Genomic DNA, 23731 nt, shown 5'->3' on the forward strand with positions numbered 1-23731 from the left:
AGAAAATCCCTTCGTAAGGCACATCTGTTACAACTTATTGTGATACAGGATTGTGGCACACATGTTTCCAGCATATCCCTGCATTTTTTAAACGTTATATACGAATACTCTTGTTTGGTAAAGTGCAACGTGGTAGGGTCTTTACCACTTGATAGAGGCGCGGGCACGAAGAGCCGCGGGCGAGTCGGCAGACTTTGACCCCGTGGGGAGGCGAAACCCGCCGAACTGGGTTTTTCGGGCACGAACAGCCTGGTGGGCCTGCGGGAAACACCCGCAGGACTGTCTGCAGCAATGCGGGAGCGCTATCCGGACATTGGGTCCACGCTATGCGGATTCGATGCGCAGGTAGCGCCGTCTGGATAGCGAGGTTTACGGGACATGTCATTGACTCCCAACGAGGCATATGCGGCAAAGAAGCCGTTTGTGGACAAGGAAACGCTCGAGCATATCGTTGAGCAGTTCCCCACGCCGTTTCATCTATACGACGAGGCGGGCATCCGCCGCAACATGCAAGAAGTACGCGACGCCTTTGCATGGAACCCGGGCTTTAAGGAATACTTTGCCGTCAAGGCCAACCCTAACCCGGCACTTATCTCCATCCTCAACGAATACGGCTGCGGCTGCGATTGCTCGAGCTATACCGAGCTCATGATCGCCCGCTCACTGGGCATCACCGGCCACGACATCATGCTCTCGTCCAACGACACGCCGGCGGCCGACTTTGAGCTCGCCGACAAGCTGGGTGCCATCGTCAACTTTGACGACATCAGCCACATCGAGTTCTTTGAGCACGTTGCGGGGCCAATCCCCAAGACGGTCAGCTGCCGCTTTAATCCGGGCGGTCTGTTCCAGCTCTCCAACGGCATCATGGACAACCCGGGCGACTCCAAATATGGCATGACCACCGAGCAGCTTTTCGAGGCCTTCCGCATGCTCAAGGCCAAGGGCGCCGAGGACTTTGGTATCCACGCATTCCTTGCCAGCAACACCGTCACCAACGACTACTACCCCAAGCTCGCGCGCATCCTCTTTGAGCTTGCCGTGCGCCTGGAGAGCGAGACCGGCGCACACGTCGCCTTCATCAATCTGTCCGGCGGCGTCGGTATCCCCTATCTGCCCGAGCAGCAAGCCAACGACATCCACGCCATCGGTGAAGGGGTACACACGGCCTACGACGAGATTCTGGTTCCCGCCGGCATGGGCGATGTGGCGATCTGTACCGAGATGGGCCGCTTTATGATGGGCCCCTATGGGTGCCTGGTCACCAAGGCCATCCACGAGAAGCAAATCTACAAGGACTATATCGGCGTGGACGCCAGTGCCGTCGACCTCATTCGTCCCGCCATGTATGGCGCTTACCACCACATCACGGTGATGGGCCAGCCGGGTGGCGACGACAAGACCACAACGCCCGTTACGGACACCTACGACATCACGGGCAATCTGTGCGAGAACAATGACAAGTTCGCCATCGACCGCGAGCTGCCGCATATCGACATGGGCGACCTGCTCGTGATTCACGACACCGGCGCGCATGGCTACTCCATGGGCTACAACTACAACGGCCGTCTGCGCTCCGCCGAGGTCCTGCTGCGCCCCGATGGCTCGGCAGACCTCATCCGCCGCGCCGAGCGCCCGGGCGATTACTTTGCCACGCTCGACGTGCTGCCGTGCGGCCGCGAGCTGCTGGCCAAATCGCGCGCCGATGCCGCCCGCCGTCGCGCTCAGGACGAGCGCCTAGCAGTCGCCGCCCAATGGAACAAACGCGTCCAGATCGCGGAAGCGAAGGAGAAGAACATGGATATCCGCAATCTCGAGGGCTCAATCGTCGCCCTTGTCACGCCGTTTAAAAAGGACGGCAGTGTCGACTTTGACGCGCTTGAGCGCCTTATCGATTTCCACCTGCAAAATGGCACTGACGCCATCCTCACCCTGGGCACCACCGGAGAGAGTGCCACGATGACCGACGACGAGGACAACTCCGTTGTCGCCGCAGTGGTCAAGCAGGTTGCGGGCCGCGTCCCCGTTATTGCCGGCTCGGGCTCTAACTCCACGCAAACCATGCTCACTAAGTCGCTCACTTACCAGGGCCTGGGTGCCGATGGTCTGCTGCTCATTACCCCCTACTACAACAAATCTAACGAAGAGGGCATCTACCAGCACTTTAAGACCGTGGCCGACGCCGTGGACATCCCCTGCATTTTGTACAACATCCCCGGCCGCTGTGGCTGCGGTATCAGCGAGCGCAACGTAGAGCGCTTGGCCGCGCACCCCAACATCATGGGCATCAAGGAGGCCTCGGGCAACGTCGCCTACGCGGCCAAAATCGCCCACCTGCTGTCCGATGACTTCCGCATGTACTCGGGCGAGGATGCACTCACCGTGCCGCTCATGAGCCTAGGCGCTTCGGGTACCATCAGCGTGTGGGCCGACGTACAGCCGCAGCTCGTGCACGACATGTGCCGCGCTTATCTGGACGGCGACGTAGCGCGCGCCCGCGATATCCAGATTGCCGGCCAGCCGCTCATCAACGCCCTCTTTAGCGAGGTCAACCCCATCCCCGTTAAGGAAGCGCTCGCCCAGATGGGCATGATCGAGGCAAACTACCGTATGCCGCTATGCCCCATGGCCAACGACACGCGAGCCGCACTTACCGATACTCTGAAGGGAGCTGGTCTGCTTGATTAAGACCGTCATTATGGGAACGGGCCGCATGGGCTCGCTCATCCGCACTACCGCCGAAGGAATTGTCGACGCCGCCGGGAAGCCCGTTTTTGATATCGTGGCCCAGATTGGCTTCGATTTGAGCGAGCTCGAGAACGCACCGGCTGCCGATGTGATTATCGACTTCTCGAACGTCGTGACCTTCGACGCCGTCGTCGCCTATGTCGAGCGCACGGGTACGGCGTTGGTCTCGGGCACCACAGGCTACACTCCCGAGCAGATGGACCGCCTGCGTGAGCTGGGCCAGTACGCCCGCGTTATGCACTCGGGCAATTACTCCATCGGCATCGCCGCCCTGCGTCATCTAGTGGCCCAGGCCACGCGCGAGCTGCCCGGCTTTGACTGCGAGATTGTCGAGACGCACCACAACCAAAAGGTTGACGCCCCCAGCGGCACCGCCAAGCTGCTGCTCGACGCCGTAGTCGAGGCCGAGCCCGAGGCAGGCTACCACCCCGTCTACGGACGCGAGGGCATGTGCGGCGCGCGCGACCCCAAGGAAATCGGTATGCACTCGTTGCGCGGCGGCACCGTCGCCGGCGTGCACGAGGTGAGCTTCTTTGGCCAGGACGAGGAGGTCACGCTCACGCACCGTGCCACGAGCCGCCAGATCTTCGTCAACGGCGCCCTGACCGCCGCCCAGAAGCTCGTCACCCGCGAGCCCGGCTTCTACACGTTCGACCAGATCATGTTTGCCTAACCAGGTATCAACCGGATCCACCCAAAGGAGAGACAGCATATGAGCAACGCAGCCGAGATGGATGCACAGGAGATTATCAACTACATCGCCACCGCGCCCAAGAAGACGCCCGTCAAACTGTACGTGCGCGAAAAGCCCGGCATGGAGGTCCAGTGGGGCAACGCACGCGTCTACGGCGATTGCCGCGGCAAGACCGTCATTGGCGACTGGGATGAGCTCAAGGCAATCCTCTACGCTAACGACGATTCTATCGATTACTACGATGTGGAGAACGACTGCCGCAACTCCGCCGTGCCCATGCTCGACCTTAAGGGCATCAACGCCCGCATCGAGCCGGGCGCGATCATCCGTGACCGCGTCGAGATCGGCGATCGCGCCGTCATCATGATGGGCGCCATCATCAACATCGGCTCCGTCATTGGCGAGGGCTCCATGATCGACATGGGCGCCGTGCTGGGCGGCCGCGCCACCGTGGGCAAGAACTGCCACATCGGCGCTGGAACCGTGTTGGCAGGCGTCGTTGAACCCGCAAGCGCCACGCCCGTCATCATCGAAGACGACGTCATGATCGGCGCCAACGCCGTGGTCCTGGAGGGCGTGCGCGTGGGCAAGGGCGCCGTCGTGGCCGCCGGTGCCGTATGCGTCGAGGACGTCCCCGCCGGTGCCGTCGTGGCCGGTGTCCCCGCCCGCGTCATCAAGATGCGCGACGAGAAGACCGACAGCAAGACCGGCCTCGAGGAAGGCCTGCGCCAGCTTTAAAAGTTACGCGGTTTTGACAAACCGCGTTTTCGCTGACGTATGCTCAACCTGCGGCGCAGTGTCAGCAACCAAGCCGAAAACAAAAAAGGCCGAAGCACCATCGGGGCTTCGGCCTTCATCATCTCAGAGTTCCGTCGTATTCAACCATGGCGGGTCGCTTTGACAGGCGCCCTGCGGCCGTCTTATAGACCTCGGAACGGTCACGCCGCCCAATTGCTACAATCTCGGCAATCTCAACTGTTCCGTCCTCTCGAATTCGAAAAATCATTCGGAGTCCCGCGTTTCGCCATTTGATCTTCTTGCAGCCGGCAAGCTCACCGTGAAGCGGCGTTCCGATTTCATCGGCGCGCGTCTTTAATTTTTCTATTGCAATGCGCACGAGTCTTCGCTGAGAACCATCAAGCTTTTGATATTCCTTCTCGACATCTCGATTCAAAAAGCCGATGACAAAATGCCCACTCATTCGAAAAGGTCCTCGTCGGAAATCGCGTCGGGATCCATTGACTCAAACTCTGCGAGCTCATCAGGAGTTAAGGCGTCCTCAAACGGAATAAACTCGTGCGGACCGTTCTTGATTCGGTCCGCCGCGATGCGATCAATCTCAAGTTCGCGCAGGTACTGCAGCGCACCGTACATTTCCTCATAGGCGGCATAATCGACAATCACGGTATCGATATCGTTATGGTCTGCAATGAATTGCGGGGCACGCTTGGCGCGCTTGCGTATGGCGGATAAAGACTTGCTTGCTTCGGTAGCAGAAACAACCTGGTCTTTCGTAAACACCGGTTTTTCCAGAACAAGTGGGGACATTTTTGACCTCCAAAAAAATAGTCTGGATTATATTTCCAAGTATACATCGAAATATAATCCAGACTTTTATTCAAAAGTAAAAAGCTTTATCGATTCTCGATGCTGCCAATATTCTTGAGCTCGATGGAGATGAGGCCGTTGGGTTCGTTGACGAACTCGATGTACTCGGAGTTCGAACCCATCTCGGCCGGAAAGCTGATCTCGATGCCCGTGTCGGTACGAATCTTGTGATTGCGCACCGCCGCGCGTTCTACCTGCTTGCGCTCCACGGGCACGCGCTCGGGCACCTTCTCTTCGGTCAGTGCCGCGCGTACGCTTTCCTTGATGACCGGCTCGTCCTCAAAGACCTCGTCGACGATATCCCAAGGCGGCAGTTCCTCGTCATCCTCGACCTTCCCGGCAACGGCAGCTTTGACCTTAGCAAGTGCCACAGCTGTGTTAGCACCGTGCTCCTCGGCGACTTCCTCGACCACACGCGTCACGGTGTCGATGACCTCCTTGCCCGATACGCCCGTGTCGCACTGCAGCAGGCCATCGGGGATAAGCATACGGTCCTCACCGGCAATCTTGCGCTTCTTGTCCACATAACCGATCTCCATGGTGCTCGCGCGCACGATGGCATAGCTTGGCACCTTTTGTGAAGGATTCGGCAGGATAGCATAGTGGCGCGTGATGTCGTTGCGCACCTCGCCCTCCTCGCGTCCCACTTCGTGCATAAAAGCCTGCTTGGAGTCCAGCAACATCACGGCAAACCAGCGGGCATCCTCGTCGTCGTCAAAGTCGGCCACGAGCACATCGGTGGACTCGGCTTTTTCGGCCTTGGCGAGCTCGGAGGAAATGAACTCCGCAATCTGCTGCGACAGGTCCACGAACTCGCGCTCGCCAAAGAAATAGCCCTTGAGCTCGCCGCCGAATGCGGAGTTCTCGGCAAACGTGGCGCGCTTGTTATCGGCCGATGTACGGGCACGGCGCAAATGTGTGGTCACAAAGTTGCGCACGGTGCGGCTCTCGATATCGAGCTCTCGCTGGCTCATGACGTTGACGGCAGAGTCAAAGTCCAGGATATGCAGAATCGCGTGATTGATTTTCATATACGGCATTCCGTTCTAGATCGAATTGAGCACGAACCAGTATAGCGGTCGAGCCCGCCCCAGGCGCATCGAAGATTGGTGCATCGGGGACAGGTTGCTTTGCACCAATGGCTAGCGCAGGAGCTCGGACTGCCAAGCCTCGAGCTGTTCTGCCAAACTCTTGCCGGCAGCGGGCATGTCGATCTGGGGTCGTTTGGGCAGCAGTGCGCATTTAAGGATTGCCGCGATGGTCTGCGAGACAAAGCGTCGCGTATCCTTGTCAAAGCCTTGCGCAGTCTGGAGCATCACGGGCAGGCTCTCGCGCAGATTCCCGGCGATATCCGCAAACCGCTCAGCACCCGTAGCCTCAAGCACGGAGAACAACGCATCTACAAAACGCTCGCGCTCGCTAGGCGACACCGCAAGCAGCATCTCGCGAATGGAGCTATCAACGTATCGAGCACCGGCGGACAGGCGCTCACAGTACACGAAGTCGCGACCATCAACCACCCAGCTAAAGGGATTGTGCTGCAGCAGGCTGAACTCGGTGCTCTCAACGATGGCATAGTCCTCCTGCGTCTCGAACATCATGCCAAAAATCGACGACCGAGGTAGCGTCTTGTCGATTCGACTGGATAGATCAGCGAAGGCGCTGCCGTTCAGAAACTCCTCGACGAAGCCCGGACCATCATGGGAATACGCCCGTTCGATTCGCTCTCGGGCGACATCGGAGCACATCGCCGCACCGTACACCGCAAGGTTTCCACCCTTGGAATGACCTCCGCACAAAAGCGGCCCGTCAATCGTATCCGCTGCCTCGTCCACATAACGCGCCGCGGATTCCTGGGCCGGCACAGGACACCGGAACGCCATGTTAAAGTCCTCTTTCCAGCCCACAATCGTGCTGTCGGTCCCCCGGAAGGAAAGATAGCTAAACCCCGCCGGAAATCGGAACGTCATAGCCGCAAACTGCTCTGTCACCACCACATCGCTCACGGCACGATAGCCGCAAACGTGCACGCCACGGTAGCGAGGGCTTGCTGCCACGGCCTCCAACAAGGCCCTGCTCCCCTCCGGATCCCACAGGTCGCCAATCATGTCCCGGTAGCACTCGGCACGCAGCAGCTCGCGTACGTCAAGACCCTGCCAGCCGGTAAGCTCCGGCATATCCCCCGGCAAACGCAAATAGGACAGCCACGCAAAGACCAGGCTATCCACCGCGCAGAACGACCGTTCCTCAAACGGATCAAACGCCGTCTGGGCATAGGTCAAAAAATTAGGCGAATCCGACATGGCTCTCCCATCAACAATGGCGCAAAGCAACCTGTCCCCCTTGCACCAAAAAGGCGCCCGGGTCGTGTGGACCCAGGCGCCTTCATTGTAGCTTGCTGGCAAACGAGCCTAATTTAGCAGGAGAAGTCGACGCTGTCGATGATGTCCTTGAGGGCCTTGGCGGAGACGGTGAGCTCATGCTGCTCGTCATCGTTCAGCGGCACGGGGACGCGGCAGACAACGCCGTCGCGGCCAACGACGGTCGGCATGGAGATGGCAAGATCGGACAGGCCGTACTCGCCCACCATGAGCGAGGAGACGGGCAGAACGGTCTGTTCATCGCGCATGACGGCAGTGCAGATGCGCTTAACGGCCATGGCGACGCCGTAGTAGGTGGCGTGCTTCTTCTCGATGATGGTGTAGGCGGAGTTCTTGACGTCCTCGGCGATGCGCTTCTCGGCAGCCTCATGCTCCAGATGGCCGTGAAGCTCGCAGAAGGTGTTCAGCGGAACGCCGGCAACCTGAGCGCTGGACCAAGCGACAAACTCGGAGTCGCCGTGCTCACCCATGACGTAGGCCTGAACGTCGCGCGGATCGACCTCGACGTGAGCGCCGAGCATCTGCTGCAGACGGCCGGTGTCGAGCACGGTGCCGGATCCGATGACGTGGCCCTCGGGCAGACCGGACATCTTGATGGCGGCATAGGTCAGAACGTCGACCGGGTTGGAGACGATGAGCAGAATGCCGTCGAAGCCGGACTTCTTAATCTCGGGAATAATGGACTTAAAGATGCTGACGTTCTTGTTGACCAGGTCCAGGCGAGTCTCACCGGGCTTCTGGGCAGCGCCAGCGGTGACGACGATCATGGCAGCATCGGCGACATCGGAATAATCGCCGGCGTAGATCTTCATCGGCTCGGCAAACGTCATGCCGTGCGCGATATCCAGTGCCTCACCCTCGGCGCGGTTCTTGTCCACGTCGATGAGGACCATCTCGGAGAACAGACCACTCTGCATCAGTGCGAACGCCGACGACGAACCGACGAAACCGCAGCCGACAATAGCGACCTTCTTCTCGTTAACCATTAGAAACTCCCATCTCTCTCCACAAACAGGCCGCCCGGGAACGACCCAAGCGGCTTGCCGTAATCCCAATATAGCCAATCGGGACTTTGATTATGCGCCTATTCGCAGCCAAAAATCGACCGTTTACCGAAATTGTTTGCAGAATTCGTAAGATAACTGCCCGAAATCGGTTTCGAACTATTGACGCGCCTAGATGTCTTTTTAATACAGACCCGCCTCGCGAATAGCCTCGACGGCCAGAGCGATCTGATCGGGCGGCAAGACCAGCGCCATGCGCACGTGCCCCTCGCCCGAAGGCCCAAAGCTCGCACCCGGCGTCACCACAACGCCGGCCTTCTCCATGAGCTCCTCGCAAAACGCCATGGAATCGGTACGGCCGCCGGGAAGTTTGGCCCACACAAACATCGAACCATGCGCGTTGGGACGCTCCCAGCCCAAGCCCTCAAGGCCGTCGCACAGGGCATCGCGGCGCTCCTGGTACTTCAGACGCTGTGCCTCAACCTCATCGCGCGGACCGTTCAGGCAGGCGATGGCAGCCTTTTGGATCGGGAAGAACATGCCAAAGTCAATCTGGCTGCGCAGCTTGGCAAAGGCCGAGACCACGTCCTCGCGACCGACCAAAAAGCCGATGCGGGCACCGGTGACGTTAAACGACTTGGAAAGCGAGAAGAATTCCACGCCCACCTCGAGCGCGCCGGGATACTGCAAAAAGCTTCCGCCCGGCTCGCCGTCGAACACGATGTCGGAGTACGCGTTGTCATGGACGATGAGCAGGTCGTGCTCGCGGGCGAAAGCGATGATCTCCTCGTAGACCTCGGGAGTGCCCACCGAGCCGACCGGGTTCGCGGGCAGCGACACGATCATATACTTGGCACGATCGGCCACCTCGGAATCGATACCCGCCACATAGGGCAGGTAATTGTGCTCGGCAACCAGCGGATAGTATTCGAGCTTGGCATCGGCGATCTTGGCACCCGCCTCAAAGACCGGGTAACACGGATCGGGAACCAAAATGGTGTCACCCGGATCGAGCAGGGCAAGGCCCAAATGGCCCACCCCCTCCTGCGTGCCGTTGCACGACTGCACCATGGACGGCGTAATGCCCGAAACGCCAAAGCGACGCTCATAGTAATCGCACACGGCCTGCTTAAGCTCGGGCAGGTCGCGCAGGGCATACTTCCACATCTCGGGGTCCTGGGCGGCCTGGGTCAGCGCCTCGACCACGTGGTCGTACGGCTTAAAGTCGGGCGTGCCCACGCTCATGTTGTAAATGGTCTTGCCCTGAGCCTTCAGCACGAGAAGCTTATTGTTGAGCGAGGCGAAGACCTCCGCGCCAAAGCGGTCGAGACGCTGCGATGCCTGCATGGTGCCACCTTTCGATATAAAAAACGCGGCGCTCCGACAAGAGCGCCGCGCGATACGGGCCATCAGATTGCAAAAGTGTAACGCTTGCAACCCCCGTATTGGTTCAATTTAACCAACCTTAGTCAACTGGATTGAGCGCGTCGATCTGCGCAAGCCACAGACGCGAGCTAGCGTCACTCGGCATACGCCAATCGCCGCGCGGGCTGAGCGTCACCGAGCCCACCTTGGGACCATCGGGCAGGCAGCTGCGCTTAAACTGCTGGGCAAAGAAGCGACGATAGAACGTACGCAACCACGTGTGAACGGTCTTGACGTCGTAGACGCCCTCGAAGCTCTTGAGCGCCATGCGGTAGATCTTGCCGGGCTCAAAGCCAAAACGCAGCAGGTAGTAGAGGAAGTAGTCGTGGAGCTCGTACGGGCCCACCAAATCCTCGGTCTTCTGCGCAATCTCGCCGTCGCCCGTGGGCGGCAGAAGTTCGGGAGACACCGGCGTATCGAGGATATCGAGCAAGACCTCGGCAATGCGCCCGCCAAAGACATCAGCCGCATAACGCACCAGATGGCGCACAAGCGTCTTGGGCACGCTCGCGTTGACGGCGTACATGCTCATGTGGTCGCCATTATAGGTAGCCCAGCCGAGCGCCAACTCCGACAGGTCGCCCGTACCGATAACAAAACCGCCAGCCTGATTGGCCAGGTCCATCAGGATCTGCGTACGCTCGCGGGCCTGGCTGTTCTCGTAGGTCACGTCCTGCACGGCCGGATCGTGCTCAATGTCCCTGAAGTGCTGCTCCACGGCCGCGTGGATCGAAACTTCGCGGAAGCTCACGCCTAGGTCGCGCGCGAGCGACTCGGCGTTGGACTTAGTGCGGTGCGTCGTACCAAAGCCGGGCATGGAGACCGCCGTGATACCCGTGCGCGGCAGCCCCAGCGCATCGAAGGCACGCACGGTCACGAGTAGCGCCAGCGTGGAATCGAGGCCACCGGAAAGGCCGATGACGGCCGCCTTGGTGCTCGTATGGGCAAGGCGGGTCTTGAGGCCGGCAGTCTGCAGGTCGAGGATGGTCTCGCAGCGCTCAGCCAGGTCACCGTGGTCGGCCGGCACAAAGGGCGCGCGCGGGAAGACGCGGTCGATGTCGAGTGCATCGCGCAGGACAGGCTCTTTGGCCGGCACGCCCTCAAACGAAAACTCAACGGTCGTGGCCTCCGGCGCATCGTCCGCGCGCGTCCACGTCGTCGAGCGGCGGCGCTCGGCAACCAGACGGTCAAGGTCAACGTCGGCGATGACCATATCGCAGGTAAGCAGTTTGGTCGCGGCGAGCTTGGAGCCGTTTTCGTAGACAAGGTTCTCGCCCGCAAAGACCATATCGGTCGTGGACTCGCCCTCGCTCGCGTCCGCGTAGGCATAGGCGCAGTACAGGCGCGCGCTCTGGTTAGAGATAAGGCTGCGGCGGTAATCTGCCTTACCGATAATCTCGTCCGAGGCCGACGGGTTGAGGATCACCGTCGCACCGGCAAGCGCCATCTCGGTCGAAGGGGGTGCCGGCACCCACAGGTCCTCACAGACCTCAACGCCCAGCACCAGGTCCTCGGTACCCTCATCGCAGCAGCGGTAGACAAGCCCCGAACCCAGCGGGACCGGACCCTGACCGGCAAATTCAACCCACACGGGATCGGCCGGCGCCGGAGCAAACCAGCGGCACTCATAAAACTCGCCGTAGTTGGGCAGATACTTTTTGGCCGTAAGGCCCAAAAGCTCGCCCGCACAGCACACGGCCGCACAATTGTAGATGTTTTCGGCCACCGCAACGGGAAGACCGATGGTAAAGATGATCGGCAGCTCACGGGTTTCATCGAGGATGCGCACCAGCGCCGCCTCGCAGCCATGCAGCAGCGTGCGGTTATGGAACAGATCAGCCGCGGTATAGCCGCACAGGTTAAGCTCGGGCAGCACCAACGCGCGAACGCCGCGCTCGGCAGCTCTGCGAACAGCTGCCAGCGCAACCTCGGCATTACCCTCGACATCTGCCACGCGAATCTGCGGCGACGCCGCCGCCACGCGCAAAAAGCCATCAGACTGAGAAAGGTGAAGATTCATAAGAATGCTCCCGTGCGTAGACGCTATTCAACACAATTAGCAAGCCCTATTGTAGTTCAACCGCCGGGTGGAACCACATCCCACCAACTTGGTGAGCTATTGATGAGTTGATGGTATCTGTTAAATGTCACGTACGATTCACATCTGGTGGGTACCCTGATGGCTACACGAAACGAAGTAGATTTACACCGGGAGGACCCCGTATGACAACCAAGTACACCGATGCGCCGCGCACGCGCGTCATGACGCCGGCATCGCTCAACAACGGCGTGCACGAGAACCATTCCATCGGACAGACCATGGCCATCGCGCCCAAAAAGGGCCTGTTCGATGACATTTCCATTCCCCAGATCATCGCCGGCGCCGCAGCTGCCGCCACGAGCGTGGCGCTTGCTTCAAAGATCGGCATTGCCGGCTCGGTGATTGGTGCCGCTGTGAGCTCAGTCATCACTGTTGTGTCCTCGCAGGTCTATCGCCATTTTATCTCCGCCAGCGCCGAAGCAATCAAGGGCACGCATGCCGCTGTCGACTACCCTACCGGCGCCTACGAGCCCGTTGAGCCCAATGTCGAGGAGCACCTAGGTGGCGCCGCAACCACGCAGGAGATGCGCCAGGTTGCGGGACGCGCGACCACGGCGCGCGTCGCTCCCAACAGCCTGCGCGCCAAGGCGGCGGCTGAGCGCAGCCAGACGCAAAAGAAGGTCATCATCTTCTCGATCGCTATCGCCATCGTCGCGGTCATCGCCTGCGTCGGCGCCATCCTTATCACCACTGCCGGTGAGGGTCTGGGCGAGCGTCCCGAGCCGATCCTTTCGTCGCGCACGACCGAGAGCGATGCAAATGGCAACACCCAGTCGCAGGATCAACAGGCACAGACGGACGATACGCAAGACAGTTCTACCTCTGCCAATTCGTCCTCGAACACCCAAAACCAATCGCAGGGCACCGATTCCTCTACGGCCAACAGCAGCACGCCGTCCGGCACGACCGACTCAAGCCAAACGACTGACGGTTCGCAGCCGAGCACGGGCGGCCAGACGAGCGACAGCACTTCGGGAACGGGCGCAGCAGACAGCAGCAACACCAACAGCTCGAACAGCTCGAGCGGAACCGCGTCCGGCACGGCATCCGACAACTCGAGCCAAGGCACGGCATCGGGCAACTAAGCACATTTGCCTCTCATAGATAACCGACCTGTATAACGGGCGCGAATCGACAGCGGTTCGCGCCCGTTTGCCTTGGGCGCCGCCATGGCGAACGCTATGCGATGGTAAGATGCTTTACATGTGTAAAGAGGAGATTTGCCATGAGCAAGACAATAGTTAGGCCCACGCTTTCGCTGGGCAACCACATCTATCTGTATCGACTGCTACGCGATGCGATTGGATGCGGCAAGCAAACGTTTATGACGCAGGTCGAGGAGGCACTCGCCGCGGGCGATATGACGGCCTACGACCTGGGCTTTGAGTCCACGCGCGAGTTGCTCGAGGAGCTTGACGACTGCATTAAGCTGACCGTCTTTAAGGGCGGTCGCCTGTATGCCACGGTCATCGCAAACGAGGCCTGGGATGCCGCACTTGCCAAGGGCGAGGACAAGCCCAAGGCAGTCAAGGGCGCCAAGCAGTCCTACAAAAAGAAAAAGCGCGGTGAGAAGGACCTCAAGGCCGTGCGCCCCAAGCACGTAAAGCGCACCGAGCCAGAAGCCATGGTTGAAGCCGTGCCGGAACCCGAGCCCGAGACAGAGATCGAAGTCGCTATCGAGGTGACGGCAGAAGCCGAAACCGAAATCGCCACCACAACTGATTCCGAAGCCATGTCTGATCAGGAAGCCACTGTTGAGCTCAACGAGACTCCCACGTCGACAATCGAAGAGACGGCTGGCCAACCCGAGGCGCCCGTGTTCCAGAATAGCGATGTCTTTGGCGACAATGCCGAGGACGGTCAGTCTGACGAGCCCGCAGATCAAAACGCTACCGAGGCGACACCGGAGCCCGAGACGCCGCAGCCCGCCATCTCGCTCACGGTCGTCTATGACCCCGAGAACGCCAACGCAGGTATCACCACCATGGCTTCCACGCCCATCGAGGCAAAGCCGAGCGTCGAGAACGAGAACGCGACGCAGGTTGAGGTTGAAACTGCAGCTGCAGACGCGCCCGTCACCGTGGAGCCCGTAGATTCCACGATCAAGCCGGAAGCGACGCCGGAGCCCGCACCCGTCATCGAGTCCGCGCCCACCTCTGCTTGCGACCAAATTCCCGCACCTGCACCGGCTCCGGCCCCCGCTGCAGCACCGGCCCCCGCACCTGCAGTGCCCGCCATCCCCGAGGACTTCCCCGTCGATTTCGCAACCGAGGTCTTCTGCCCCGGCCCGCTTCTGCACCAGTTGTCGACCTATCTCCCCTACGGCGCCGACACGCTCGGCATCGTCGGCGAGTACTACTGGATCGCCCGCGAACGCGGCACCATCGAGGCCGCGCGGAACCGCGCAAGCTTCCCCCTGCGCTACACGCAGGCCGGCGAGCGTCGCGAGGTTGCCGTGCGCATCCGCCGCAACACCACCGGCGGTCTCGGAGCCGCCTGGACCATCGATAAAGTCGAACCTTCTACCAAGTAACAAAAAGGGACGATAACCCTCAAGGTTATCGTCCCTTTCTCATTAGGTCACCTGAGCTCGACTAGTCACGCGTGAGCTTGCGGTGAATACGATGCGGCTGGGCTGCGTCCTCGCCCAAGCGCTCGATACGGTTGGCCTGATAGGCCTCAAAGTTGCCCTCGAACCAATACCAGTTGCCCGGGTTCTCGTCGGTGCCCTCCCACGCCAGAATATGCGTGGCGACGCGGTCCAGGAACATACGGTCGTGACTAATGACCACCGAACAGCCCGGGAACTCGAGCAGCGCCGCCTCGAGCGAGGACAGCGTCTCGACATCGAGGTCGTTCGTGGGCTCGTCGAGGAGCAGCAGGTTGCCGCCCTGCTTGAGCGTAAGCGCCAAGTTCAGACGATTGCGCTCGCCACCGGAGAGCACACCGGCGCGCTTCTGCTGGTCCTGGCCCTTAAAGCCAAAACTCGCCACATAAGCGCGGCTCGGAACCTCGGTCTCGCCGACCATCATGTGGTCCAGGCCGTCCGAGACGACCTCCCATAGGTTCTTATCGGGATCGATGCCGGAACGGTTCTGGTCGACGTAGGAAATCTTGACGGTCTCGCCCACCTCGAGCTCGCCCGAAGTCAGCGGCTCCAGACCCACAATCGTCTTGAACAGCGTGGTCTTACCGACGCCGTTGGGGCCGATCACACCCACGATGCCGTTGCGCGGCAGGGTGAACGAAAGATCGTCGATGAGCACGCGGCCGTCGAACTCTTTGTGCAGGTGATGGGCCTCGAGCACCTTGTTGCCCAGACGCGGACCCACAGGGATGCGGATGTCGGTCCAGTCGAGCTTCTGGCTTGCGCGGGCCTCGGCCTCCATCTCCTCGTAGCGAGCCAGACGGGCCTTGTTCTTGGCCTGGCGGGCCTTGGGCGAGCTGCGCACCCACTCGAGCTCGGCCTCCATGCGCTTGGCGAGCTTGGCATCGCGGTTGCCCTGAGCCTCGATACGCGCGGCCTTGGTCTCCAGATACGTGGAGTAGTTGCCCTTGTAGGGGTAGAGGTGGCCGCGGTCGACCTCGCAGATCCACTCGGCGACGTTATCCAGGAAGTAGCGGTCATGCGTGACGGCAAGCACAGCGCCCTGATAGTTATGCAGGAAGTGCTCGAGCCACAGGATCGACTCGGCGTCCAGGTGGTTCGTGGGCTCGTCAAGCAGCAGCAGGTCGGGAGCCTCGAGCAGCAGCTTGCACAGGGCCACGCGGCGGCGCTCGCCGCCGGAAAGCACGTTAACCGGCATGTCAGAATCGGGCAGCTGCAGGGCGTCCATGGCCTGGCCGAGCTTGGAATCGATATCCCAACCGTCGGCGGCGTCGATCTCGTCCTGGAGCTTGCCCATCTCGGCCATGAGGGCGTCCATGTCGCAATCCGGGTCGCACATCTCCTCGCCGATCTTGTTGAAGCGATCGACTTTGGCGATCATGTCACCAAACGCCATGCGCACGTTCTCGATGACGGTCTTGTCGTCGTCGAGCGGCGGCTCCTGCTGCAGGATTCCTACGGTGTAGCCGGGGGTGAGCCTGGCATCGCCGTTGGAAACTTCCTCGATGCCAGCCATAATCTTGAGCAGGGTCGACTTGCCCATGCCGTTGGGGCCCACGACGCCGATCTTGGCACCGGGATAGAAGCTCAGGGTCACGTCGTCAAGGATCACCTTGTCGCCATGGGCCTTGCGAGCCTGATACATGCTGTAAATGAACTCAGCCAATGTCCGTTTCTCCTTATCTAGCTGCGGAAATCTTCTCCCCCTGTCCGTTTTGGAAAAGCGGGGGGCAATCCGCGCGTTCTAATAAAAGGGGGCATGGTCGCCCACACCCCCTAATACTACCTGGGAAAAGTCCCCCGGAACAAAATATGAACTGCGTACGCTAGTTTTCCGCAACCTTAGCGAACAGCCCGCTGAGACTTGCGCCACAGCAGATACGAGTAGACGTAGGCAGCTCCGGCCGATCCAAACGCCAGCACCGCGCTCACTGTGGCGACGACTTCACTCGATAGCGCGCTGCCCGCCACACCCATCACAATCAGACCAACGCCCAGCACCATAAAGCAGGCGCCACCAAAACGCTGCGTACGGCGCCAGTTCTCGGGGTCGGCAAGCGCCCAAGGCGTCTTGATGCCCAGCGTGTAGTTTTGCTTCACACGCGGCAGGTAGTTGCCCATGCCAATAAAGAGCAAACCGATAGCGCCCGATACCAGCAAATTGACCGTGCCAGCAGCAGGCACCACACCCCATACGGTAAGCTCCCCCAGCCAGCTTATGGCACACATGGCCAGCGTGAAGGTGATTACGAAACCCTGATAGAACTTGCCCGAAGTCCGATACGCCTCGCCCTTGGGGTCGATGCGCGGCACCACGTAGAACACCGCCAAAAGCACCAGCGGCAGTGCGCCGAGCGCAGAGGCCATCCAACTGGGACCCCAACCGTTAACGGCGCCGCTCGCTCCCCAGTGCGTGGGAATCTGCGCAGGCAAGCTCGGCATCACCATAAGGTGTGCCGCGACATTGGCAACGCACAGCACCACGAGCACGGCCCACACGCGCGGCGATACCCCCGTGGCGTGAATGCCCTTGTTTTCGTTATTCATCCTTACCACCTTCAGTGTTTGTAAAGCTCATAAACCAGCCAATCAAGTCCTGCATGACAGTGGTGTTTAAGCTGTATACGATGTTTTGACCATGACGCTCGTCGGTCACCAACCCAGCGTTTTTAAGCGTCGCCAAATGATGGCTCAATGACGGTTTGCTGATGTCAAAATGCTCGGCAAGCTCTCCGGCCGTACAATTGCCCTCGCGCAACAGTTCCAAAATGTGACGCCGTGTAGGATCGGCCAGCGCTTTAAAACCCTCTCCCGGCATAGGACCTCCTCTCAGTATTTCGTTCGACGCGCACACTATACTCAATATTTAGATATTTGTCTAACTATCTAATCTTATACTCAAAAAAATAGCCGCCCCCGCGTAATGCGAAGACGGCCACTTCTCACGCTACAAACGTGTTTGGGAGTTGGCCAACCCGCGGCAACGGGTGCCACCTGCTTCATCTTATGCGAATCCCGGTCTCGTTTCAACAAACCCCTAGGGCTCAAATGGAATCGCGATAATACCTATAATGGCGATAGCCAAAACACGACCCGCTTCCCCATCGGAGGATATCTATGACCGAAACCGCAGCTGCAGCTCCCGTCGAGACACGCGACACCAAGCTCGAGATTATCATGGGCCGCGAGGCGCTCGATAAACTCGCCAACGCCACGGTGCTGGTGCTTGGCTGCGGCGGCGTGGGCTCCAACTGCTGCGAGGCACTTGCCCGTGGCGGCATCGGTCATTTTGTGATCTTGGACAAGGACATCATCGCGCCCAGCAACATCAACCGCCAGGCTATCGCCTTTCACAGCACCATCGGCAAGCGCAAAGTGGATGTAATGGAAGCCATGATCAACGACATCAACCCCGCCGCCGCTGTCATCAAACGTACCGAATACCTGTTGAGCGACAACATCGATGAGTTCTTCGCAAGTGTTTTGGAGCAGACGGACGGCAAGCTCGACTACGTCGTCGACGCCATCGACACCATCTCGGCCAAGCTCACCATTGCCAAATATGCTCAGGACCACGACATTCATTTGGTTAGCTCCATGGGCGGGGCCAACAAGCTCCACCCCGAATGCCTGCGTTTTGCCGACATTTTTGACACCGTGCGCGACCCTATGAGCCGCATCATGCGCAAAGAGTGCAAAAAGCGTGGCATCAAGAGCCTTCGCGTGTTGTTTAGCTGCGAGGAATCGGTTAAGACACAGCCTCGCGACCCTTCCAACATCCACGAGCGTACCGAGCTGGGAACCGCGAGCTTTATGCCGCCCATCATGGGCCAGATGATCGCCGGCGAGGTTATCCGCCAGATCAGCGGACGCGGCACCGAGCGCGTGCGCGCCGACGGCCAGCGCTTGGACTAGCAGGGATGCCGCGATGGAGCCGCAGCTGTTTGATGCACACTGTCATCTTGATTTGATGGCTTGCCCGGATACCGTTGCCGATGAGGCGACGGCACTGGGCCTGGGTCTATTTGACTGCGGCGTCGACCCACGCGACTTCGCGGCAGCAAAAACACGCGCCAGTCACCGCCCGAGCATCATCGCGGGCGTAGGGCTCCATCCCTGGTGGCTCGCCGACGGCCGATGCGGAACCGCCGAAATCAATCTACTTTGCGAAGTCGCTGCACAAGAGCGTTTTATCGGCGAGATCGGGCTCGACTTTTCCGCACGCTTTGTTGGAAGCGAGCCGTTACAAATACAGGCACTTGAACGGCTCTGCGATGCACTTGTGCATCATCCTCTTACCGGGCGCGTGATATCAATTCACGCCGTTCGTTCGGCAGGAACCGTACTGGACGTCCTCGAGTCGCACGGATTGCTCACCCCAAGGCCCGACTCCCCCGTTATCACCTTCCACTGGTTTAGCGGTACCTCGGACGAACTCGTCCGCGCGAGCGATGCAGGCTGCTATTTCTCCGTCAACGAGCGCATGCTCGCCACCAAGCGCGGTCGCGAATATGCCAGACAGATCCCACTCGATTGTCTGCTGCTCGAAACCGACGCTCCTGCCGAACCGCAAGCAGATACAAGCGCGCGGCAGCTCATCACATCGCTAAAATGCGTCTCCCGGCGCATCGCCGAACTTAAAAACTGCGCCGAGGAGAGCGTCGAATCGACCGTTTTAAGAAATTCGCGCTCCATATTTGGCTTCCGCTGATCCCGGTGGGCAAAAAATGCCAAATATGAGTACTGTTGCAAAGCTAGTCACATTATTTTGCGATAAAACAACACCTCGATAATGTACAACCGTTCATTATCGAGGTGTTTTTAGCATGCTTGAGTGCTATTTAACAGGTTTTAATCGTCCCCAGACACTCAACTAAGGCCTCAAAGGCTTGATTTTGCTGTTGCCAAAATAGTGACAGTACTCATATTTGGCATTTTTTGCCCACTCGCTCCTAGAAAGCCCCCAACAGACCCCTAAGAAAGCGTGAGCAGTTCCGGCAGCTGGTCGATAATCTTGTCCGCGGCATCCTGGCTAAAGCCAAAGCGCTCCTCGCGCTTGGCAATCACCGTTAACCCCGCGCGTTTGCCGGCAGTGATACCAGGCACCGAATCCTCAACACAGCAGCAACGGTCCGCAGGCAGCCCCAACAGATCCAGCGCATGCAGGTAGATGTCGGGCTCGGGCTTGCTCTCCTTAAACTGTTCGCCGCTCACCACATACTCAAAGGCATCCGACAGCCCGCATGCATCGAGCACTTCCTCGATGCTGTCCATGGGAGACGAACTCGCCAGCGCCACGCGAACGCCGCGGCGCGGCAACTCTCGAATCGTATCCACAGCGCCCGGGTTAATCAAAGCCTGGTAGTCACGCGGACGCTTATGCGCCCACTCGTCCCAACGGGCCAACGCTTCCTCGCCAGTGAAGTGCCCTTTACCGGCGCGCTCAAACCAATCGACCAGCATATGCAGGAAGAACTGATGCGAGGTGCCAATCTGCCCGTTCAGCTCCTCTTGGGTCAGGCTCAACCCAAGCTCCTTGGCAAACGCGGCAGTCTCCCCCAGGTAGTAATACTCGGTATCGACGATGACGCCATCCATGTCAAAGATAACGGCGTCGAACGGAAATGCGGACACGGCACCCTCCCTAACAAAAGGACGCCCGCGAGCAGGCGCCCGAACCATGCATTAATCGGCGATTCTAACCCAGCAGCTTATCCAGCGCCACCGCAATACCGTCTTCGTTGTTATTGGCGGTCACCATCTGGGCCACAGCCTTAACCTCATCGACGGCGTTGCCCATGGCAACACCGGTGCCGGCCCACTCAATCATGGACTTGTCGTTCTGGCCGTCGCCAAACGATACGACCTCGCTGGCATCGATGCCGAGCTTGGGCAGGGCACCCTCGAGCGCACGAGCCTTGTCGATGCCGGGCGCCGTATATTCAAAGTACCAGTCAGCCGTAAACATACCCGACAGCGTCTGGGTAAAGGGCGCGTACATCTCCTCGTGATGCGCCTGCAGATAGGCCGGATCGCCCGCGGTGAGTAGCTTGTCCACCGGATAGGCATCCGCCACCTCATGAAGGCTCTCGACTTCGCGAATCTTAAGATCGCAGGCGTCGCGCTCGTATTTGACGATATTCTTCTGCGAGCCGTCCGGCAGCGTAATCATGCAGCGATACGAGTCCTCTACATGCAGGTCACGCCCGAGCGAAATCATAGGGATCACGTCAAAGCTGCGAAGATGGTCAATTAGGCGATGCAATTCGTCGACCGGCATGGCCTGGTCGAACAGCACCTCATCGGTCTGGGCATCGACCACGTGCGCACCGTTAAAGGCGACCAGCAGGCCATCGTGGTTGTGGAGATCGAGTTCCTGACCCAGGGCGCGAAGACCCCAGGCGGGACGACCCGAAGCCAAGATGAGCTTAATGCCCGATTCCTGTGCCGCGAGCAGCTTCTCGCGCGTACGCGGGCTGATCACCTTCTGATCGTTGGTAAGCGTACCGTCGATATCCATTGCGATGGCTTTAATTGCCATATGTGCCTCCCTGTCATTGAACAACCTTGTCTGAGCCATCATACAGAACACCCACGGCAGCTCTGTCTGCAACGGGTAAAAAGTCATATTGTCCCGAACATGAACGACGCGTGGTCGTGAAGCTTTATCGCTCAGGTCAAATACGCCTGCTAACGACGCTCCTCCGTCGGTGCACCCTCGACGATCGCAATGCCCGCCGATGCACCCAACGCGCTAGCGCCGGCCTCGATGAATGCGCAAGCCTCTTCGTAATTATGAATACCGCCCGCCGCCTTGATTGCCACGGAATCGCCGAGCACCTCGTGCATCAGCCGCACGTCCTCGAGCTTAGCGCCGCCAAAGCTTCTACCAGTCGATGTCTTAAGGAATCCCGGCTTAGCCTCCAGCGCAATCTCACACACACGGTGCTTGGCGGCATCGTCGCCGTCCAGTTTGCACATCTCGACGATCACCTTCTCAGTGATGCCATGCGCGCGACAAAAATCAGCAATGGCAGTCATCTCGCGCTCGATGGCATCAAAATCGCGGTTCTCGACCGACTCCTGATTCAAAACGTAGTCAATCTCGGTAAAGCCGCACGCAGCGTATTCCTCAAACCTCGCAAGCTTCTCCTCAAGCGTCATAGTGCCCTGGGGAAAGTCGATAGCACCGGCAAGGATAATGTCAGAGCCCTCGAGCATTGCGCGACCCGTCTCGTACTCCTGCAGGTTCGCAAATACACAACGGAAGTTGTACTTTAGTGCCTTCTCGACATACTGCTCAAATGTGTCCTCGGGAGCGTCGATATAGTCGATGTATTTATTGATGGGTTTGGCAAGCGTCATGCTGGGCCTCCTTGTTCAGGACCGACAACCGATTTGTGGTTTCACGCGAAATACCACGTCCAATGTACGCCCGATACGCAAGGACAGCGTCCGCATTCCGGCAAGCGGTATGAAATTAGCTGTAGAAGTATATCTACGGAAAGCGAATGGCGCCGCATGCGGATGCCGACAGCAAGACATCCCCCCTCAATACACCCTCATGCCCCTTTACTGTTTGCGACCAGAAATGATGGGCTGCACAGCGTCGTTAGCGGTCGAATTCGACCTCTGACGACGTCACGCGACCCATCGTATCTGGCCGACAACAGAAAAGGGGCCCGTATCCCAACGGATACGGGCCCCTTTCGGCCATGACCTATCTCAGCAACAAAGACTACTTGCGGTGAGCGCGGTAGAACTCGATCGCACTATCTTATCCGAGCCGGGGCACGTTCGCACAGCGCGCGCGTGACGGTTGCAAAACCACCCCATTTGAAACAAACGCAAAAAAGTACTTGCAAAGACACGTTCCGACATATAAGTTGATAAAAGACCGCCGTTGCGGTTTTAAGTAGATCGAGCATATGAAGTTTCAGTTTTTATCGTGTAAGAGAAAGAAGATCGGCAAAGTACAGCCCCAAACGCAATGACAACTTAATGAGGTAACTGCCACATGTGAGGCACCCAGGGCATTGCTGTCTCGATTTTGAGCACGATGCCTTCCGCCTTGCGTGGGCCGTTCCATCCCGCCCCTGCAGCAACTGCCTCACGGGCTCATTGAAAACCGCATAGCACCCCAACGTCAGCACATCACCCACGGCAAGCACATCACTCACGACAACCAACACATCAACAAACAGCACGAACATCAACCGATTGGAGAAGCTATGACAAACCACCACGCCGAAGGCGGCGATAAGAAAAGCATTCTGGATGCCCGCATTGAGCGAGCATATGCAAACGAATATGACGCCGCCTTTGCCGCCGCGACCATCAAGAACTACGCGTCGCTACCGCTCGCGACGATCTTGGCCGACCACCCTCAACTGCTGAAGCGCTGCACAAAGATCATGGGCGACCCCGACATTCGCAAGCTGACAGACCCCTATGCCCCAAAACGCGACAACGATTCGTACGTTCTTACCGTAGGCTGCCTAGCCCATATGCTTACGGCGCTCGACACGAAACTCAAGCTCGAATGGGAACCCGACGAGCGTCATGAACTCGAAAGCAAGCGGAACACCCTGCGCACCGCACTGTTCCTTCCGTTGGACGGCCTCAAGCGCTGCAACGTCGAGCTCAATACACAGGTACGGCAAAAGCCCGGCACCGCGGGGCAGAAAACTCCAAGACCCCATGCGGCCGTCGTCGACCGCAACCGATATAACCGCATGACCGCGCACTTTTCCGCCGAGGGAGCAGCCATAAGGACGCTGATCGACCTGCTGTGCCTCCTGAGCATCAACGAGCTATTTGAGGGCTATCTCGCCCTTGTTCCCGCGACGGCACCCAAGTCGGTAGCAAAGATCATCGAGACCTGCAGACGCCAGTTTGAGCGTCATCGCAATGGCAGCGAGATGAACGCCAGCATCGCGCAGTACTACGCGGCTCATTACAAAAATGACGGATGCACCCCCGTCGAGCATCAGCTGCAGCTCGCCTACACCACGCCCGTCGCAACGCTCTATCGCTTTGGAGCCCTTGGCGCTTGCGAGCCGCACGGACAGGCAGTCTGCCCCGCAACCGAGCTCGATCTTAGGCTCGGACGAACCCTGTAGCCCGCCAGCCCCTCCGCGGGCAACAATCCTATTCCACAAC

Annotated in this window: 21 protein-coding genes and 1 riboswitch; of the genes, 8 read left to right on the plus strand and 13 right to left on the minus strand. The window is 59.2% G+C overall.

Annotated features, from left to right (window positions below; genetic code table 11):
• Positions 1-144 precede the first annotated feature (144 nt).
• Positions 145-313: riboswitch (Lysine riboswitch) on the plus strand.
• A 65-nt stretch (positions 314-378) separates the two neighbouring features.
• The 3 genes from dapA to dapD are packed head-to-tail and all read left to right on the plus strand — an operon-like array spanning position 379 to position 4180.
• Positions 379-2688, plus strand: a complete 2310-nt coding sequence (dapA, locus tag DW029_RS11680) for a 4-hydroxy-tetrahydrodipicolinate synthase (protein WP_118345540.1) — start codon at positions 379-381, stop codon at positions 2686-2688.
• Positions 2681-3421, plus strand: a complete 741-nt coding sequence (dapB, locus tag DW029_RS05910; RefSeq protein ID WP_199582566.1) for a 4-hydroxy-tetrahydrodipicolinate reductase — start codon at positions 2681-2683, stop codon at positions 3419-3421. Before dapA ends, dapB begins: the two co-directional genes overlap by 8 nt.
• A gap of 39 nt (positions 3422-3460) precedes the next feature.
• Entirely contained in the window at positions 3461-4180 is a 720-nt protein-coding gene (gene dapD, locus DW029_RS05915; protein WP_117735265.1) for a 2,3,4,5-tetrahydropyridine-2,6-dicarboxylate N-acetyltransferase, read from the plus strand.
• Between the two features lie 118 nt (positions 4181-4298).
• On the opposite strand, the gene DW029_RS05920 is transcribed toward dapD, so the two are convergent.
• The 7 genes from DW029_RS05920 to DW029_RS05950 all read right to left on the minus strand — a co-directional run bounded on the left by DW029_RS05920 (position 4299) and on the right by DW029_RS05950 (position 11880).
• The gene (locus tag DW029_RS05920; RefSeq protein ID WP_117794500.1) at positions 4299-4643 is read right to left on the minus strand and encodes a type II toxin-antitoxin system RelE/ParE family toxin; all 345 of its coding nucleotides are present in this window, start codon (positions 4641-4643) and stop codon (positions 4299-4301) included.
• On the minus strand, positions 4640-4990 hold the full coding sequence (locus DW029_RS05925) for a hypothetical protein (protein WP_117735267.1): 351 nt from the start codon (positions 4988-4990) through the stop codon (positions 4640-4642). The genes DW029_RS05920 and DW029_RS05925 overlap by 4 nt, the downstream gene beginning before the upstream one ends.
• 86 nt (positions 4991-5076) lie before the next feature.
• Entirely contained in the window at positions 5077-6081 is a 1005-nt protein-coding gene (locus DW029_RS05930; RefSeq protein ID WP_118345541.1) for a nucleoid-associated protein, read from the minus strand.
• 111 nt (positions 6082-6192) lie between these two features.
• Positions 6193-7353, minus strand: coding sequence for a DUF2974 domain-containing protein (locus tag DW029_RS05935; protein ID WP_118345542.1), 1161 nt, complete (start codon positions 7351-7353; stop codon positions 6193-6195).
• A 113-nt stretch (positions 7354-7466) separates the two neighbouring features.
• On the minus strand, positions 7467-8417 hold the full coding sequence (locus tag DW029_RS05940) for an L-lactate dehydrogenase (protein WP_022094138.1): 951 nt from the start codon (positions 8415-8417) through the stop codon (positions 7467-7469).
• 201 nt (positions 8418-8618) lie between these two features.
• Positions 8619-9782 carry a pyridoxal phosphate-dependent aminotransferase gene (locus tag DW029_RS05945; RefSeq protein ID WP_118099008.1) on the minus strand — a complete coding sequence of 388 codons (1164 nt, stop codon included), beginning with the start codon at positions 9780-9782 and terminating at the stop codon, positions 8619-8621.
• 118 nt (positions 9783-9900) lie between these two features.
• Positions 9901-11880 (minus strand): NAD(+) synthase, encoded by a 1980-nt coding sequence (locus DW029_RS05950; protein WP_118345543.1) that lies wholly within the window; start codon positions 11878-11880, stop codon positions 9901-9903.
• A 203-nt stretch (positions 11881-12083) separates the two neighbouring features.
• Between DW029_RS05950 and DW029_RS05955 the strand changes: the two genes are divergently transcribed.
• Both DW029_RS05955 and DW029_RS05960 read left to right on the plus strand, forming a co-directional pair.
• Positions 12084-13046 carry a hypothetical protein gene (locus DW029_RS05955; RefSeq protein WP_118345544.1) on the plus strand — a complete coding sequence of 321 codons (963 nt, stop codon included), beginning with the start codon at positions 12084-12086 and terminating at the stop codon, positions 13044-13046.
• A gap of 140 nt (positions 13047-13186) precedes the next feature.
• The gene (locus DW029_RS05960; protein ID WP_118345545.1) at positions 13187-14494 is read left to right on the plus strand and encodes a hypothetical protein; all 1308 of its coding nucleotides are present in this window, start codon (positions 13187-13189) and stop codon (positions 14492-14494) included.
• Positions 14495-14555: 61 nt separating this feature from the next.
• Here DW029_RS05960 and ettA read toward each other — a convergent pair whose 3' ends face one another.
• From ettA to DW029_RS05975, 3 genes are all read right to left on the minus strand, one after another.
• The gene (gene ettA, locus DW029_RS05965) at positions 14556-16235 is read right to left on the minus strand and encodes an energy-dependent translational throttle protein EttA (RefSeq protein WP_117735284.1); all 1680 of its coding nucleotides are present in this window, start codon (positions 16233-16235) and stop codon (positions 14556-14558) included.
• 176 nt (positions 16236-16411) lie between these two features.
• Positions 16412-17116, minus strand: a complete 705-nt coding sequence (locus DW029_RS05970; protein WP_118345546.1) for an SdpI family protein — start codon at positions 17114-17116, stop codon at positions 16412-16414.
• The gene (locus DW029_RS05975) at positions 17109-17387 is read right to left on the minus strand and encodes an autorepressor SdpR family transcription factor (RefSeq protein ID WP_118345547.1); all 279 of its coding nucleotides are present in this window, start codon (positions 17385-17387) and stop codon (positions 17109-17111) included. Before DW029_RS05975 ends, DW029_RS05970 begins: the two co-directional genes overlap by 8 nt.
• A 299-nt stretch (positions 17388-17686) precedes the next feature.
• Between DW029_RS05975 and DW029_RS05980 the strand changes: the two genes are divergently transcribed.
• Both DW029_RS05980 and DW029_RS05985 read left to right on the plus strand, forming a co-directional pair.
• Positions 17687-18484, plus strand: coding sequence for a ThiF family adenylyltransferase (locus tag DW029_RS05980; RefSeq protein WP_117735287.1), 798 nt, complete (start codon positions 17687-17689; stop codon positions 18482-18484).
• A 13-nt stretch (positions 18485-18497) separates the two neighbouring features.
• Positions 18498-19280: a TatD family hydrolase gene (locus DW029_RS05985; RefSeq protein WP_118345548.1), complete on the plus strand. Its 783-nt coding sequence runs from the start codon at positions 18498-18500 to the stop codon at positions 19278-19280.
• Positions 19281-19543: 263 nt separating this feature from the next.
• Here DW029_RS05985 and DW029_RS05990 read toward each other — a convergent pair whose 3' ends face one another.
• The 3 genes from DW029_RS05990 to deoC all read right to left on the minus strand — a co-directional run bounded on the left by DW029_RS05990 (position 19544) and on the right by deoC (position 21934).
• Entirely contained in the window at positions 19544-20203 is a 660-nt protein-coding gene (locus tag DW029_RS05990; protein ID WP_370220186.1) for an HAD family hydrolase, read from the minus strand.
• Positions 20204-20267: 64 nt separating this feature from the next.
• Positions 20268-21110 carry a Cof-type HAD-IIB family hydrolase gene (locus DW029_RS05995; protein WP_117735297.1) on the minus strand — a complete coding sequence of 281 codons (843 nt, stop codon included), beginning with the start codon at positions 21108-21110 and terminating at the stop codon, positions 20268-20270.
• 149 nt (positions 21111-21259) lie between these two features.
• Positions 21260-21934: a deoxyribose-phosphate aldolase gene (gene deoC / locus DW029_RS06000; RefSeq protein WP_117743505.1), complete on the minus strand. Its 675-nt coding sequence runs from the start codon at positions 21932-21934 to the stop codon at positions 21260-21262.
• Positions 21935-22800: 866 nt separating this feature from the next.
• Here deoC and DW029_RS06005 point away from each other — a divergent pair.
• Entirely contained in the window at positions 22801-23691 is an 891-nt protein-coding gene (locus tag DW029_RS06005; RefSeq protein WP_118273480.1) for a hypothetical protein, read from the plus strand.
• The last annotated feature ends 40 nt before the right edge of the window (positions 23692-23731 follow it).

The sequence above is a fragment of the Collinsella sp. AF38-3AC genome (assembly GCF_003474365.1).
Lineage (GTDB): Bacteria > Actinomycetota > Coriobacteriia > Coriobacteriales > Coriobacteriaceae > Collinsella.